This is a genomic window from Variovorax sp. P4_B11 (assembly GCF_056402355.1).
In genome coordinates this window covers 23,678-38,801 of sequence record NZ_JBFUHO010000023.1, presented here as the reverse complement: position 1 = coordinate 38,801, position 15,124 = coordinate 23,678, and the positions used below count along the sequence as shown (strand labels likewise).

The following is a 15,124-nucleotide window of genomic DNA, read 5'->3' as shown; positions in this document are numbered from 1 at the left end:
AGCAGCTTGAACCACAGCCGATGAAGTACTACCACGGCCAGACCCCACAGTGAATCAAAAGCCTGTCACCCCCTTCAGTCCCGACTACGTCAGTCAGATCGGACCAAGCAAGGAAAGGCCTCGCAAGAGGTCCAACCTCAAACCACCGCCTGCAAATCCGCACGCGAACATCGCACACAAAGAGGAAGGAAAGCTACGCCGGCTGCTGAAAGCCCGCATATGACATGTGGTCCAGTTATTCGGGCCTATGCGGCGGCAGGTTTCGATTTGCCCAAATATTGATTCGACGAAGCACTCGACCAATGATTCCTGGTCGCTTCAACAACGCTCGACCAAATCGGTACACGAGAATTAAGAAGAGCGCGAGCCAAAGCCACCAAGGCGAAGCCAACGAATTCCCCAAGGCGATATCAAATGGTGTACCGTCAATCGTTTTAACTGATGTGCCGTCAAGCGATCTCGAAAATGCGTAGGCGGAGTAGCCCCAAAAAATACCGTTAACGCCAGCTGCGACGGCACAGAACTTTACGATACTCCAGAAGACAAAACGAAAAACAGGATCCAGAAAAATCGGCGCTGATGCGCAGCCATAGAGGCCGCTGAGAAAATAGGCGAGAAACTGTGGTATTACCAGTAGTGCCAAGAGCGCACCAAGAATATACCCCTCCGTATGGAGGTCAGTCGAATCTTCCATAAGGCTCTCGATAAATGGCCCAAATCTCCCTGTAAAACGATTGGTCCCCTGAACGACCCCTGTGCTGAGTGCCCACCACAATACCAACGAACAGATCGTCAGAGATAGAGAAAATACGTAAGCTACGATGCGGATGTCTGACCCATAACCGCGAGTGGCAAGCGGCTTCCCCGTAAACCAGACAGCCGCTAAGCTAAGGACGTAAATCACGGTATAAAACGCGAAGTACGAGATGCTATGCATCGGGGCTATTTTGCCGTCCATCTCGCAATATCTGCAAGCATTCCAAACGAAGAGCTACCGCCTTACTGGCTCAGGGCCTCTCGAGCTTGGTCGAACCTGGCGTAGCAGGCGCCGAGGTGTAGTCGAATGAGGTCTGCTCGGTGGGCCTCAGCCACATGCTCTTCTCCAATCGATCCAAGAAGCTCGGCTCCATCACCTCCGCTGGGAGCTTCCGGTCTTCGAGCGCGAGCCGAGCGAGGACCGGCAACGGTCCCCATCAAAACTTCCAATCCCGTTTCTCGCGGCGGTCGCGTGTCACTGCAAACCGAGTACTGTTGACCTTGACCCACCCAACATGGTGGACCACGACGGTGGCAGGGTCGACGCGCAAAGCCGCATCGCGATAGTCCTCATCCGCGCTGTAGGAAGGGCTGAAATGCGGAGCAAAGCCGATCAGCTCATCCTTTTCATTCTGCGGCGCTGGCCCTTCCGTCTTCGGTACAGCTTCGCTCACCCAGTAGTCAGTCTCCCACCCGTCCTCGGTTCCGTAGCCGGTGTGAGCCTCGATCTCGGTGCCTTTGGGAAGCGCCATTTCTTCCACACGCGCCGCCTTGTGGAACAGCACGACATTGCGCCCGTCCTTCGACTGCGCTGAACCAAAAATGATGCCGTCGAGCTTTGGCTCGTTCTCGGTCGCGAGGAAGTCCGCGATGGCCTGCGTCGCGAGGTAGTCGAAGGCCTCGTCATCCGGCATCACGGGTCGCGTCATGCGCTGGCCGAGGGACCGCAGAAACGCGACGCGTTCTAGGCGGCCTTTCAGGGATGGATCGAAGATGCTGCCCCCATCCCGGACACCATCGAGGGCGGTCAGGTCCAAAAGGCGCAAGGGGCGGTTGATGCTGAATTTCCCGACCACGACCTTGCTCCCCACGGGTGGGCGCACTTCGGCTAGGGCCACGGATGCGTTGGTTGCCCCGTAGAACACCGAGATTCCGCGCGCGTTCATTCGGCCCGCGCTGGCAAGGCGGGCCGGAGGCGAACCCAGATGCAAGTCCGGACGGCACAGCGCTTCTTCAAGATTTTCGTCTGATTGGAAGACGCGGGCGCGATATAGGTGAGTCAGCCTGCGGTCGGGACCGGCATCCACAACAAGCGGATGGCGCGGCTTGGTCTTCAGCGCGTCAATGTTTCCGAATACCCGGGCGAGAAGTCCTGAGGCGGAACGGCTGAAGAACCGGGCCTCGGTCTTGAGCGACTGCTCGAAGTATCGCCACTCCTCATGCCACACCTGAGCGCTTGCGCCTTTCTCCTCGTAGTACGAGTCGGATGAGAACTCGGTCTCCTCGCCCATGGCCGCTGAATCGAAGTCACCGTGCCGGTCGTCGAGAATCTCAAGCACATCTTCGGCGGCTTCCTGCGGGATCGCAGCGGCTTCTTCGATGGCATCGAGCACCGGCTGGCCGTCTCGCTCCCAATCGTATTCGGACTCGCGATCTGACAGCAGGCTTTGCTGCCAGGAAGTCGGCTGATCTGAGGTGCGGACATAGTGATCGTCGAAGGCGGTCTCGATACGATCCGCCAGTTCGTCTATGGGGATGCAGGCCTGCGTCTGGCCGCAGTAGGAGCATTCCTCCGCCTTGCCATCCTTCGCGATCACCTGCGCCAGGTAGGGTTCTTCGGCGCACTCAAAGCAGATGTGCTTCTGATTGTCATCGTCGTCATTCATGCCGCGAGTACCTCCTATTTTGCGGCGAGCATAAGAGCATTGCAGCGGCCTCTTCGGGAGCGCCGTCAGGTGTCATTTTTCGGCATAGGGGAGAAGGCAACTGGAGGTCGATTGGCAATGTCGGCTCCTGGCCGAAAAACGCGAGCATGCCGAACCGCCAGATCGTGGCGCCAGTCCGCCTAGCGGAGCGTCATCTCAAGCGCCCGGTTTGCTTCACAGCAACCCTCGATCTGGGGACTTCCGCATGTAGGGATCGTAGCGTCCATGTTTGGAATCCGCATCGATCGCCCAGAGGGAAGGCCGGGTCAAAAATGACCGATGTTTGGAATATCCAAAGTGGCTGGAACCCGCATGGATGCTTGCTTCTTGCGCCGGCCTGTCACGCCGGGGGTCGCGGGTTCGAGTCCCGTCCACTCCGCCAGATAAAAGCCCTTGTGAGTCAACGACTTGCAGGGGCTTTGCTCTTTCTGGCCTGCCTAAATGATCAGCATTCTTGCGCGTCAGATTCCAAACTTTGGAATATGGCTCATCGCGCGGCCTTCGCGACGCGCACCCGGCGGCGGTCGTAGATCTGCCGAACCATGCGCTCCGAGGTGTGCATCGTCGCCTCCATGACGTCGCTGTCGCCGCGGCCCATCTTGTCGCTCACGCCCTTCGGCCGGCAGTCCTGAAGGCTGAACGGGCGGAAGGCTTGCTGCTCGTTGCTGCCTGCTTCACGGACTCTGCCATCCGCCAGATCACGCTGCGCTACAACGTGACCTTCATCGGCATCGACACCACCGGGCTGGGGCAGGGCGTCTACCAGTTGGTGACCAAGTTCTATCCGGCCGCCAAGGCGCTCAACTACTCGCTCGACGTCAAGACGCGCCTGGTGCTCAAGGCCAAGAGCGTGATCGGCAAGAAGCGCTTGAAGTTCGACGCCGGCTGGGTCGACCTGGCGCACGCCTTCCTGGCGATCCGCAAGACCCTCACGGCCAGCGGCCGCAACATCACCTTCGAGGCCGGCCGCAACGAAGAGACCGGCCACGCCGACCTCGCCTGGGCCTGCATGCACGCGCTCGACAACGAGCCGCTCGAGGGCATCACCGCCGCGAACAGCGGCTTCATGGAGATTTCCTGATGAACACAGAAGCGCTTGCCGACCCGTCGGCTCGGATGGAGGCCTTCACCTTCGGCGACCCGACGCCGGTGATGGATCGGCGCGACCTACTGGACTATGTCGAGTGCTGGTCGAACGGCCGGTGGTTCGAGCCGCCGGTGTCGTGGGACGGCTTGGCCAAGTCGATCCGCGCCAGCACGCACCACAGCAGCTCGATCTACTTCAAGCGCAACATCTTGTTGAGCACCTTCATCCCGCACCCGATGCTCGATCGCGCGACCTTCGGCGCCTGGGTGCTCGACTTCCTGATCTTCGGCAACGCCTACCTGGAGACGCGCCGCCCGCGCACCCGGCGGCCGGTGGCGTTGAAGCATGCGCTGTCGAAGTACATGCGCCGCGGCGCCGACCTCGAGCGCTATTTCTTCGTGCGCGGCTGGAAGGACGAACACGAGTTCGCGCCGGGCACCGTGCACCACATGCGCGAGGCCGATATCAACCAGGAGGTGTACGGCCTGCCCGAGTACCTGAGTGCGCTGCAGTCGGCCTGGCTCAACGAGAGCGCCACGCTGTTCCGGCGGCCCAGGTGTTCGTGCGCAATGAGATCCGGCCGCTGCAGGAGCGCTTCCGTGAGAACAATGCGTGGCTGAGCGAGGAGGTGGTGCGGTTCGAACCGTATGAGGTGCCCGTGTCGGGCTCCGCGGGGGGCGGCGGCAACGCCTGACCTTCGGAAAAAGACGGGCGATCCGTGCAAGTGTTGGAGCACCTTCATGAACCCTTGAGCGGCAGGGCTGTCGATCACATTCACGGTGGGATGGGCAGGCAGGCGGTCTGCGTCGGCCGAGTTGCCTATCAGCGATTTCTGGCGCGCAGGCGACGCCGGGCCTCCTCCCAATGGCTTATTGATCGATCGGTCCAATATCGACATCATGCGTCGGCGGCTAGGTCGGCGGCTAGGTCGGCGGCTAGGTCGGCGGCGGTCGCTCAGTGGATCGCAGTACGCGTGTCTGTGAAAGACCCTCAACCAGAAGACTGTCATGACCCCCGAGGAAATAGCTAACGTCGAACTTCTGCGGGACGGCTATCGACGCTGGAATGAATCCAAGGCCTGCAGCGTGGAGCACTGGCTGAGTCTGATGTCCGACGACATACGTTGGCGGTCGCTGGGCGCTGCTCCGGCTGGCGCTGAGTTCACCGAGGAATGCTGTTCGAAGTCGGATGTGAAGCGCTACTTCGAGATAGTGAGCAAGCAGTGGGAACTGCTCAGCTACACCGCGGACGAGTTCATCGCCCAGGGCGATCGCGTGGTCATGCTGGGAAAGTGCCATTGGAAGAACCGTCAGACGGGCAAGACAGTCGAGTCGCCGAAGGCGGACGTGCTCCGTTTCCGTGAAGGCAAGATCGTCGACTTCATGGAGTACTACGACACCGCAAAGGCGCTCGCCGCCACGACGTAGCAGTTGGGCCTGCTTTGGACGTGTACCGATCCACCTGATCGCACCTTGAACTTTAGTCGCAGCACACGGCTGGATTTTTCCAGAGGGAGATCGCGATGGATCGCTCACGGTATGGTTATCTGCGCGCGCTGGATCCCGCCCCGGTTTGGGTTGAGCTTGCGCTTTTCATGCAGGGGATCCGGTGACCGTAGCCTTCGCCTCGGCCAGGTACGGCGACATCGAACGGTGCCGATACGCCACCTCCCCGATCTCGTCGTAGCTGCAGTGGCCACACTCGAACGACGAGGCCGTCGCGGTGCCGTCGGCCAACTGGTTCAGCGTCTCCTCGCTCACCAGCAGGTACTCGGACTCGGGCACCTGATTCTTCAACAGCCGGTGCGCGACGATGATGCTCTTGCCGATGAATTTCGAATGTCCCTTGACCTGCATGGTCCTGGCCGGCCCGAAATGCGCGACGAACTTGAGCGACAGGCAATGGACGCTGGAACAGGCGCCGCATGCGCAGGTGCGCAGGATCTCGATCCGCTTGATGTGCGAATGGAAGTCCACGAACATCTTCCGTGCCTGCGCCAGAAGCTCGTCCAGCGACGGCGGCGCGCCGGGACGAACGAACAACACCGCATCGCCTTCGAACTCGGAAACCTCCAGCCCGAGTTGATTGGCGTCCACGATCAACTCCAGCAGCTCCTGGATGATGTGCTGGCTATGGCTCACCTCGGTCTCGGTCACGAACTTTGTGAAACCGCTGATGTCCGGGATGAAGAAGAGTATGTTGTCGGGATTGGTTGTCGCCACGGCTCGCTCCAAGGATTTGCGCCATCACATTCAACCACGCGCCCACGCAGGTCAGTCACAGCAACAACAAGACCCCGAAGGCAGCCCCGTCTTGCGATCAACGAGGCCGAGCGACAACACCGCGAGCGCCACGGCCAAGGCTCGCAACCGCGCAGCCGGCGACCTCCTCGAACGATCGATCGTCGGCTGTTAACGACGTCGGTGAAGGTCAAGTCCAATCTCGACCGGTAGTAGCCTGCGGCCTTGCTGCCCGCTGACTTCAGCCCGCCGAGCGCGGGCATTTTTATCCCCGCATGGCAGAGCGCGCCGCATCAGCGAGAAAGCGGCTGCGGTTGGTGTGGTGCGACCGCGCGTAGGAATCGATCTTCGCCAACAGTCGGCCCGGCAGCGTGATGTTGATCTTCTCGGACTTGCCTTCGTAGCGCGTGACGTCCACTTCGACCACGCCCCACGTCCAGCCTGCGTATTCAGGGTCGGCCATGTGCATGGCCATAGGCTTGGGCGTGGGAATGTCGGCACCGTCCTCGGCCATGGCTTCCAGAAAGGTGTCGATCGCTTCCGTGGCGTTGTCGAAGGCATCCTCCAACGTATCACCGGCCGAGAAGCACCCAGGCAGATCGGGCACGGCTACGCCGAAGGCCGTTTTGTCGGTCCCCGGCTCAATGGCGATGAGGAACTTCATGGTGGCTCCTTTACTTCAATCCGGCCTGCTTGAGCAGCTTCTGGACAAGGCCGATGCCCAGATCTTTCTTCGGATGCGGCACGGTGATGTGGCCCGGCTTGGTTGGGTGATTGAACACATGGTGGCTGCCGCGCACCGAACGTAGCGCCCAGCCATCGGCTTCCAGCTTCTTGATGATGTCTGCGTACGCATGGTGGTTATTATAACCACCAATCGCAAGTTGTACCCACCATACCCACCAATGCCATCGTTCGCGACCACCCGGGGCGGCAGCGCGCGCTCGGGACCCCGCCCCGCCCCCGGTCTGAATGTGTCGATTTCGACTGGGTTGCGCGGAGGCTTGAGGCCAAGGTGGGCGCGGCTTGGCGAGCGGTTCGAGGAGGCGCGCAGCCGTCGGGAAATGACGGCCTTTGAGCCGATTTGGGGTGTTGGCCTTCACCGCTCGGGTGAAGCCGCCCTCCGGCATGTCTTCCACGATGCGTGTCGACTCCTCGATGGCCTGCCGGCGCAGCTTGCGGATCTGGTTCGCGTCGTCGACCAGGCATTTGAAGCGGAACGCCCAGCGCCCGGACTTCATCTTGTAGCCGATGCTGTACAACCGCGCGCCGTACCGCTCGTCGACGCGGAAGGGCGGGCCGTCAGGCTTGGTGCGGGAGCGGATCATGCGAGCCTCGGCGTTGGCAGGTTCAGGGCCTTCTTGATCGACTCGTCGACCTGGTGGTCGGCGTCGCTCGGGTCGAACATGCAGACCAGCAGGACCGGCCGGTCATCCCAGGTGCGGGCAAGAGGGAAGCGGTAGGCACCGCAGGGGGGAGAGCTGTGCGGTGCGCTTCGTGCGATGGCCCTTCTGCGGCTCGTCCCTACTTGCAACGTTGACTGCGAAGGTCTACGGTAGCTTGGACGATTGGAGGTACCGCCTATGCCACGCGCTCGCAAGAACGCCCAACTTTCAGAAGACCCGAAGTTGGCTGCAGAGGACCCCTCGGCCCTGATTCCGCCGAGGGAACATCGCAATAGAGACATCGACACCGTGATGGCGACCGGAGGATCTGCGTCGGAAGAACACGTCGGCGAGCAGACGAACTCGAAGGAAGGGATGAGGCATTCATCCCAAACGGGAAGAACCTGACGAGGGCAATCGAAAAGTCTCATGGTCGAATCCTTCTGAACTCGACCGCCCACGCCCGGGGGGTTGGCCGCCCATACAAGCGGTGCCCCTGGACATGCCGTAGCGCGGTTGATGTAGGTGGAAAGAGAGAAGATCAAGCGCGTCTTGCCGCCGCTGAGGAGGGCGCACCTTCGACGCCGACAAGAGGGGGCGGCCTTTCATACGTCGGTCCTCTTCGTTGGAGGCAACACATGTCCGACACCAGCTTTGAACACCACAGGCACCAAGTCACGATCAACGTCTGGCCAATCGGCGCGCGCTGGAGTTGGTCGTACCAGATCGACGACCGGAAGACTATTGAGATTGCCGAGCCCGGTGCACGCTCGGAGGAAGAGGCGCTGATCGAGGCGAGGCACGAAGCCATCGCGGCGATCAAGGAGCTGGATGCCGGGCCGTAGGCTCGCGAAAGGAATGGGGAGCGCCTTCATACTGCGTGCCCCGATCGATGGAGGTGGAAATGGCGCTCGAAGGCATGCACCACGTACTGCTGGGCTATCTGAGAGACAAGGGAGCCGTGCAGTTTGTGATCGACGCTTGGGAGAGCGCGTGGTATCAGGCGCAGAGATTTCCTGATGAGCCGCTGCCTTGCCCTGAATGTTTCCTTGATGGCAGCCTTCAGCGCCTGGAATTGCTCCCCAGTGGAGGCCCTCAGGTCGTAGCGCGTTGCGAGGCCTGCCACATCAAATTTGAGTTTGATGAGCCCTGACATCACGTTGCAGCCCTCCTGTAGATCTGCACGCAGTCGGTGATCGCGCGGATACTCAAGGCTCTGAGATGGGAGCGTGGCTGGTGGGGGATGGACAGACCCGAAAGCTGATCGCCGCGATCGGTCTCGCCCAGCTCGGATAATTATTTGCGGACGACCGCAGCCCCGTTGGGCCCGGCGCACCCCGCGCGATAGACGCCCTTGACGCACGCGGCCGCCGAAGCATCCAGCGGCATCAAGGTCATCATTCCCAAGGCTGCCGTTGCCGCCAGCAAGGATCCATTTCTCAACGCAATGGTCAAGTTCGACAGCGACAGCGCGGCCACCGATGAGAGGCGCGCTCGATGCGTGGTGCGTGGAATCATTCCTGCTCTCCCTCTACCTGAGATCGAAGAATCAACGAAAGAATTTCGAGACACGTGTTGTCGAGTCCGCATCCTGAAAGGCGGTCATTTGGGGAACATCAGCTGCGCCTGGAGTCTCAGCGCCCAGCGGGGTGCGTTGTCGGGTCGCTCGACGTTGTAGTAGGCAGAGGCCTGCAGGTTCACCGGCAGCTTGCCAAAGCGGACAATCTTGCCGACGCCTCCGCCCACGGGCACGGTCCACTTCTGGCCTCCGGCCGCCTCCCAGTTCGCGGTGATGAGCGGCGACGAGGTCAGGTAGAAGCCTCCCGGAAAGTTGTAGTTCAGGAATGGCTGCAAGGTCAGCTGGTTGATCTTTGGATCGGTCGACGAGCTACTCACTGACCAGATGTTGTTGATCAACGCGCCATAGACCCAGGGACTGCCCTTCTCGAGCCGAAGCACGACCGCGGTCGGCCCCAGGCCCCAGCGGTCGTTGCCGAGCTGGTCGTTGGTGTGCGTGGGCAGCTGCGCCACGGCGCCGACGCCCCAGATCCAGCTGCCCGAGTTCTTCGGTGACAGGAAGCCGTTGAGCTGAATGTCTCCGAGACCGAAAGTGGAGCCTTCGAAAGGCGAGGAGGCCGGCTGCCAGATCAGCGGCATGATGGTCCGCGAGATCAGGTTCCAGTCCTCGTTGAGGCTGAAGGGCACGACCGGCTGGATGTTGAGCACGTTCTGCGTGCGCTGCTCCGGCCCTGTATCGAAGTTGGTGTTGAGCTGAAATGGCACGCTGATCAAGCTGGCCAGCGGGTTCTGCGCAGCCTTGGCGAGTTCCTCGTTGCTTTGTTGCGCATGGGCAGACGCTGAGAGGAGGCCCGCCGCCATGACACCGACGGCCCAACTCCGCTCACAGGGGAAGTGGTCCTTGATTCGAGATTGAGACATGTCTTTTTCAGCTATTGCGATGCAGCGCGCAGAGCGGCGAATCGGTGGAACAGCCGGCAAGGAGTGCGCCAGAAGAAATTGCGACAATGGCGAGATAAGGACGAGCTCGACTTCCCACATTGACCTCTCTTGAATTCGGGGCCGAGCATATGGGCAAACAGGCGTGCGCGCGCCTTCCCTAAAGGGCAGTAGACGACGCTCCGGAAAGCGCACACAGTGCACCGACCACCCCATGAGCGCGCCGATCCCCGTTTCCATGTCGCTGTCGTTGATGACGCATTGCGGAGCGTTACAGCAAGCCGCTTGAAGGCCAGCAAATCTTCGTTCGCACCGACAGTGGTGTGCTTGTCGAGGTGACGCAGCCGGCGATGCCCGGACTGCGAGTGGGTCAGCGGGTCTTCATCCAGGGCAATGGCGAGGCCGCTCGCGTCCTGCTCCAATGAGCCACCCATCGGCCCAGTCCGATTTTTGGCATCGCGGACGCTGGTTCTTCGAAATGGCACTCAGGGAACCTGGCGCTGAGCGCCCGGTGGGACCGGGCCGCAGTGCCGCAGATCTCGAACTCGTCAACTGACGCATGTCCGTTCCGGTGCAGCAGCACCGGAACGCGTCGATGAGCTTGTGCACCGCCATGAATCCCGTCTTCGAGGCCGGGATCGCCGTCGTCATGCTGCCCTTCGGTATCCTCTCAAGTCACGTCACTCGACCCAGACGAGAATTGGGCTTGGTCGCCGATTGGAGTTTTCATGAGTTGGGTCACTATTGTTTGGGCCATGGTCGGGTCCGCGTGCCTCATGCTGGCTGCCGTGCATCTGCCGGTGTGGGTGAAGGATCGGGCAGCCTGGCCGAGTTTGTTCTTGTCGATCTTGGCGGCGGCGACCGCTGCGCTTGCCTTCGGCGAACTCGTCATGATGAAAGCGCAGGCGCCAGAAGAATATGCCCTCGCGAACCGCGCGGGACAGTTGGCGGTTTGGCTCGCTACCGTGTCGCTGGTCGGCTTCGTGCGCAGCTATCTCAAAAGCGGTCGCGCTTGGTTGGGGTGGACAGTCATCGTGCTGCGGACCTTCACGTTGTTTCCCAACTTCCTGAGCGGTCGGTCACTGAACTTCAAGGAGATCTCGGCGTTGCGCGCCATTCCGTTCCTGGGCGAGAACGTCTCGGTCGGCATCGGGACGCCCAATCCGTGGATGCTGGTCGGCCAGTTGACGATGTGTCTGCTCGCGATTTTTGTCTTGGATGCCAGCCTCTCGGCCTGGCGCCGCGGCAACAGGGCCACTGCGCTCACGATCGGTGGCACGGCCTGCTTCTTCGCCCTGGGGGGTGTCGCTCAAGCGGTGCTGGTGTTCTGGGGCTTTGTCGAGGCGCCGATCATGGTCAGCTTGTTCTCTTTGGGCATTGTGTTCGCGATGGCCTACGAACTGAGTCGCAACGTGCGTCACGCGGCGAGACTGCTGCATGCGTTGCGCGAAAGCGAGGAGCGCATGACGCTCGCCACGCAAGCCGCGAACCTGGGCCTCTGGATGCGTGATGTCGCTTGCGGTACCTTCTGGGCGAGCCCGAGGACTCGGCAGCTGTTCGACTTTTCGCCTAGCGAGCCAATGGATTTGGAGTCGTTGCTATTGAAGGTGCATGCCGACGACCGCGACATGGTGCGCCTGGCGTTCTCCGAGGCGGGAGGGGAAAGGGTTGGCCACTATCAGACGGAGTTTCGCGTCTGCGTTTCCGATGGCAGCACGCGGTGGCTCTCGGCGCAAGGACAATTCGAATTCGAATGCCAGCGCGCTGTCCGTAGCCGGGGCGCCTGCAGCGACATCACCGCACGCAAGGAAGCCGAGCAGGAAATGCTGCGTCTGCGGCACGAGATCGCTCATGCAGGCCGTGTGTCCGTGATGGGGCAACTGGCGGCTTCTCTGGCGCACGAACTCAACCAGCCGCTGGGCGCCATCCTGCGCAATGCCGAAGCCGCAGCACTCATGTTGCAATCCGGTCACGCGGACCTCGAAGAGATCCGCGCGATTGTCGACGACATCCTCGCCGATGACCAGCGCGCGGGACTCGTGATCGATCGCATGCGCGCCATGCTGCGGCGCCACGAGGTGGAGGTCATGCCGTTGGACGTGCGTGACCTCCTGGAGGATGTCACCGCATTGGTCCGTCCCGACGCCGCGGCGCGCCACATTCGCGTGGAATTGGAAGTTGCACACCATCTGCCGCCGGTTCTTGGCGATCGCATCCATCTGCAGCAAGTGCTGCTCAACCTCATCTCCAACGGCATGGACGCGATCGATGAAGTAGCACACAAAGTGCGAAGCATTGTGGTCACCGCGATGCATCGCGGCACCGAGACGGTCGAGATCGCTGTCAACGACACGGGGTCCGGTATTCCGAAGGACCGGTTTGAACAGATCTTTGGGTCGTTCTTTACCACCAAGCCGACCGGGATGGGTATGGGCCTGTCGATCTCCCGCACACTGGTCGAGGCACATGGAGGGCGACTGTGGGCCGAGAACGTCGAAGGTGGCGGCGCCAGCCTGCGCGTGACGCTACCGGTCTCACCGGCCGACGGGCCAGCAATGGCTACGCCTGCGCCTGAGCGATCCGCCAGGCAAGTGCGATACACAGATGAATCGCGCCGAAGTCTGAAGGCGTGGTCTGGCGCATCTTGACGTTCTATTCGCCCGAACTGATGTTTCTCGTTCGAGGAGGCCCGCGCCCGCGTGGGCCTGTAGACCCTCCCTAAAGGGCAGTTGCCAACCCATTGGAGCCGGTGTCATCATCGCGCGGACCGCTGCAACCGTGCACGGATCACGATCTTCAAGGCAGAAAGGCAAGCATGAAAGCGGAATTAGTGAAATGGCTCGCGGTGGTCGCCGGGGCGATCAGCCTGACGGTTGGCTGCGCCAGCAAGACCGATCCGATCGCGCAGGCAGCCAGGACGGATGTGGCCAAGGGCGTGCCCGCGCCGAGTCTCGAGCAGACCAAGGCAATCGCCGAGGAAGGCTTCATCTACGGCTTGCCGCTGGTCATGAACTACGCCGTGATGAACGAGTTCGCGGTGGACACCAAGTCCAGCCAGTTCAAGGCGCCCTTCAACCAACTGCACAACGAGCATCGGGTCGCGACGCCCGCTGACACGGCCGTCATCACGCCGAACAGCGACACGCCCTATTCGATGCTCTGGGCCGACCTGCGCGCCGAGCCGCTCGTGATCACGGTGCCGGCGGTCTCGAGCAAGCGCTACTACTCGGTTCAGTTGATCGACGGCAACACCTACAACTACGGCTACATCGGGAGCCGGGCAACCGGAAGCGCGCCTGGGAACTATCTGATTGCCGGCCCCGACTGGAAGGGCGCGACGCCCCCGGGCATCCAGAAGGTGTTCAACGCCACGACCCCCTTCGCGCTGACCTTGATCCGCACCCAGCTGTTCAATCCGGCCGACATGCCGAACGTCGAGAAGGTGCAGGCGGGCTACAAGATCCAGCCGCTTTCCGCATTCCTCCATCAACCCGCGCCCCCCGCTGCGCCGAAGATCGATTTCGTACCGGCCACGACGGAGGGCATCAAGGCCAACTTCTTCGAGTACCTGTCGGCCGCGCTGCAGTATGTGCCGCCTTCGGCTGACGACAAGGAGATCCGGGCCAAGCTGGCCAGCATCGGGGTGGGCCCCGGCCGGAGCTTCGAATTCAAGGACCTCTCGCTCGAGCACAAGGGCGCGGTCCTCCTCGGCATGAAGGCCGGCGACGAGAAGGTCGACAAGTTCATCTCGGGCGGGATGAAGAAGATCAACGGCTGGAACGTCGGCGCGTTCTTCGGCGACCAGGCGTTCTACAAGGCCGACTGGCTGATGCGGGCCGGCGCCGCGAAGGCCGGCCTCTACGGCAACGACGCCGCCGAGGCGATGTACCCCTACACGCGCACCGACGGCGCCGGGCAGACGCTCGATACCGGCAAGCACAACTACACGCTCACCTTCCCGGCCGGCAAGCTGCCGCCGGTCAATGCCTTCTGGTCGGTGACCATGTACGACGGCAAGAGCCAGCTGCTGATCAAGAATCCGATCAATCGCTACCTGATCAATTCGCCGATGCTGTCGGGGATGAAGAAGAACGCGGATGGTTCGCTGACGCTCTACATCCAGAAGGAGTCGCCGGGCAAGGCCAAGGAGGCCAACTGGCTGCCGGCGCCCGACGACACGGTCTATATGGTGATGCGTCTCTACTGGCCGAAGCCCACGCCGCCTTCGATTCTTCCCGCCGGCGCCGGCAGCTGGCAGCCCCCGGGGATCGTTGCGTCGAAGTAGCGGTTCGGAGTCCGCGCTTGAAAAAAGGCTTCTCGCCGAACTGAGCACGCGCGTGTCGGATTCAAGGGCTGCTCCGACTTTCATTGCGGTCGCTCGGTGGCGCCCATCGAAATCCTCTACGCCGCGACACCAGGAAGGATGCCTGAAGGTCTTGAGCCCGGGGCCATTCGCAGACCAGGATGACGACCGCCGACCAGGCAACAACGTTCACCAGGCTTCGCAAGCGTCTTGAGGGACTTCATCGGCGAGTACCGTGCCACCTTCAGGGTCGAGCGGATCTGCTGGGGTCCTGCAGATCGCGCCCATCGGCGCTACGTGGCCAGCACGAGGCAGACGAGGGAGGGATGGGTGAGCTGCGCGATCTCGCGCAGTGTCCTGGAGGGGCAGTCGTTCATCAGTAAGGAGCCGGTACGACGGTGTAGTACACGCCGTTGGCGCCGTAGTACGGCCGGAACCAAGTGCTGCCGACCTGGTAGTAGGTGATGCCGGCCTGACTCACGATGACCGCGTCGGGCGGCACAGTCGCGTAGTTCACGCCCATTGAATAGATCGGGCGCGCAGCACTGGCGACCGCGGCGCCGGCGGCCAGGCCGACGACCGCACCCGCAGCGACCGCGCCGGCGCAGTTGTAGCAGCCCGCGTGGTAGTACGGCACCGCCACCGGTGCGTGGTAGGGCGCATAGCCCGCGTAGCCGTAGGCCGGCGGGCGGTAGGTGCTGAAGCCTCCGGCAGTCGTGTGCACGGCGCCGTAACCCGGTACCCCGGCGGAATGCCCGCCGTAGATGTTGGAGTGGCTGACGGCGCCGTCCCAACTGCGCGAGGTGGAGCCGCCCCAGCGGTTGACATGCGTGGCGCCACCCCAGCCGCCATAGGAATGGCCGCCGAAGCGGTTGGCGCTGGCCCAGGCGGCCGCCGGTTCATGGAAGCCAGCCGCGATGAGCAACGCGACCAGCACGGGAAGAAGGACCTTGGTATTCGTCATGGTTCGT

The 15,124-nt window shown here is 61.9% G+C and carries 14 protein-coding genes and 2 pseudogenes; 7 read left to right on the top strand and 9 right to left on the bottom strand.

Annotation, left to right across the window (positions count from 1 at the left end; genetic code table 11):
- Positions 1 to 235: 235 nt before the first annotated feature.
- From AC1DYD_RS20485 to AC1DYD_RS20475, 3 genes are all read right to left on the bottom strand, one after another.
- Positions 236 to 958: a hypothetical protein gene (locus tag AC1DYD_RS20485; RefSeq protein WP_478174588.1), complete on the bottom strand. Its 723-nt coding sequence runs from the start codon at positions 956 to 958 to the stop codon at positions 236 to 238.
- A gap of 235 nt (positions 959 to 1,193) precedes the next feature.
- Complete coding sequence (locus tag AC1DYD_RS20480) at positions 1,194 to 2,642, bottom strand: RES family NAD+ phosphorylase (RefSeq protein WP_478174587.1); 1,449 nt, start codon at positions 2,640 to 2,642, stop codon at positions 1,194 to 1,196.
- 526 nt (positions 2,643 to 3,168) lie between these two features.
- A complete protein-coding gene (locus AC1DYD_RS20475) occupies positions 3,169 to 3,291 on the bottom strand; it encodes a hypothetical protein (RefSeq protein ID WP_478174586.1) in 123 nt (40 codons plus the stop codon).
- Positions 3,292 to 3,369: 78 nt separating this feature from the next.
- Between AC1DYD_RS20475 and AC1DYD_RS20470 the strand changes: the two are divergent.
- The 3 genes and pseudogenes from AC1DYD_RS20470 to AC1DYD_RS20460 all read left to right on the top strand — a co-directional run.
- Positions 3,370 to 3,762: pseudogene (locus tag AC1DYD_RS20470) on the top strand (phage terminase large subunit family protein); the annotation flags it as partial.
- Positions 3,762 to 4,319 (top strand): annotated as a pseudogene (locus AC1DYD_RS20465) (phage portal protein); the annotation flags it as partial. The pseudogenes AC1DYD_RS20470 and AC1DYD_RS20465, both read left to right, overlap by 1 nt.
- 456 nt (positions 4,320 to 4,775) lie before the next feature.
- Positions 4,776 to 5,195 (top strand): nuclear transport factor 2 family protein, encoded by a 420-nt coding sequence (locus AC1DYD_RS20460; RefSeq protein ID WP_478174585.1) that lies wholly within the window; start codon positions 4,776 to 4,778, stop codon positions 5,193 to 5,195.
- Between the two features lie 165 nt (positions 5,196 to 5,360).
- On the opposite strand, the gene AC1DYD_RS20455 is transcribed toward AC1DYD_RS20460, so the two are convergent.
- The 3 genes from AC1DYD_RS20455 to AC1DYD_RS20445 all read right to left on the bottom strand — a co-directional run bounded on the left by AC1DYD_RS20455 (position 5,361) and on the right by AC1DYD_RS20445 (position 6,886).
- Positions 5,361 to 5,990: a DUF2652 domain-containing protein gene (locus AC1DYD_RS20455; protein ID WP_478174584.1), complete on the bottom strand. Its 630-nt coding sequence runs from the start codon at positions 5,988 to 5,990 to the stop codon at positions 5,361 to 5,363.
- Positions 5,991 to 6,273: 283 nt separating this feature from the next.
- A complete protein-coding gene (locus AC1DYD_RS20450; protein WP_478174583.1) occupies positions 6,274 to 6,672 on the bottom strand; it encodes a type II toxin-antitoxin system HicB family antitoxin in 399 nt (132 codons plus the stop codon).
- Positions 6,673 to 6,682: 10 nt separating this feature from the next.
- Positions 6,683 to 6,886, bottom strand: coding sequence for a type II toxin-antitoxin system HicA family toxin (locus AC1DYD_RS20445; protein ID WP_478174671.1), 204 nt, complete (start codon positions 6,884 to 6,886; stop codon positions 6,683 to 6,685).
- Positions 6,887 to 8,031: 1,145 nt separating this feature from the next.
- Between AC1DYD_RS20445 and AC1DYD_RS20440 the strand changes: the two genes are divergently transcribed.
- The gene (locus tag AC1DYD_RS20440; RefSeq protein WP_478174582.1) at positions 8,032 to 8,238 is read left to right on the top strand and encodes a hypothetical protein; all 207 of its coding nucleotides are present in this window, start codon (positions 8,032 to 8,034) and stop codon (positions 8,236 to 8,238) included.
- Positions 8,239 to 8,297: 59 nt separating this feature from the next.
- Positions 8,298 to 8,546: a hypothetical protein gene (locus AC1DYD_RS20435; protein WP_478174581.1), complete on the top strand. Its 249-nt coding sequence runs from the start codon at positions 8,298 to 8,300 to the stop codon at positions 8,544 to 8,546.
- A 143-nt stretch (positions 8,547 to 8,689) separates the two neighbouring features.
- On the opposite strand, the gene AC1DYD_RS20430 is transcribed toward AC1DYD_RS20435, so the two are convergent.
- Entirely contained in the window at positions 8,690 to 8,911 is a 222-nt protein-coding gene (locus AC1DYD_RS20430) for a hypothetical protein (RefSeq protein WP_478174580.1), read from the bottom strand.
- Between the two features lie 84 nt (positions 8,912 to 8,995).
- On the bottom strand, positions 8,996 to 9,832 hold the full coding sequence (locus AC1DYD_RS20425; protein WP_478174579.1) for a transporter family protein: 837 nt from the start codon (positions 9,830 to 9,832) through the stop codon (positions 8,996 to 8,998).
- 746 nt (positions 9,833 to 10,578) lie between these two features.
- On the opposite strand from AC1DYD_RS20425, the gene AC1DYD_RS20420 reads away from it, so the two are divergent.
- Positions 10,579 to 12,498 (top strand): sensor histidine kinase, encoded by a 1,920-nt coding sequence (locus tag AC1DYD_RS20420; RefSeq protein WP_478174578.1) that lies wholly within the window; start codon positions 10,579 to 10,581, stop codon positions 12,496 to 12,498.
- Between the two features lie 167 nt (positions 12,499 to 12,665).
- Entirely contained in the window at positions 12,666 to 14,135 is a 1,470-nt protein-coding gene (locus AC1DYD_RS20415) for a DUF1254 domain-containing protein (protein WP_478174577.1), read from the top strand.
- A 394-nt stretch (positions 14,136 to 14,529) separates the two neighbouring features.
- On the opposite strand, the gene AC1DYD_RS20410 is transcribed toward AC1DYD_RS20415, so the two are convergent.
- On the bottom strand, positions 14,530 to 15,117 hold the full coding sequence (locus AC1DYD_RS20410; protein WP_478174576.1) for a hypothetical protein: 588 nt from the start codon (positions 15,115 to 15,117) through the stop codon (positions 14,530 to 14,532).
- Between the last annotated feature and the right edge of the window lie 7 nt (positions 15,118 to 15,124).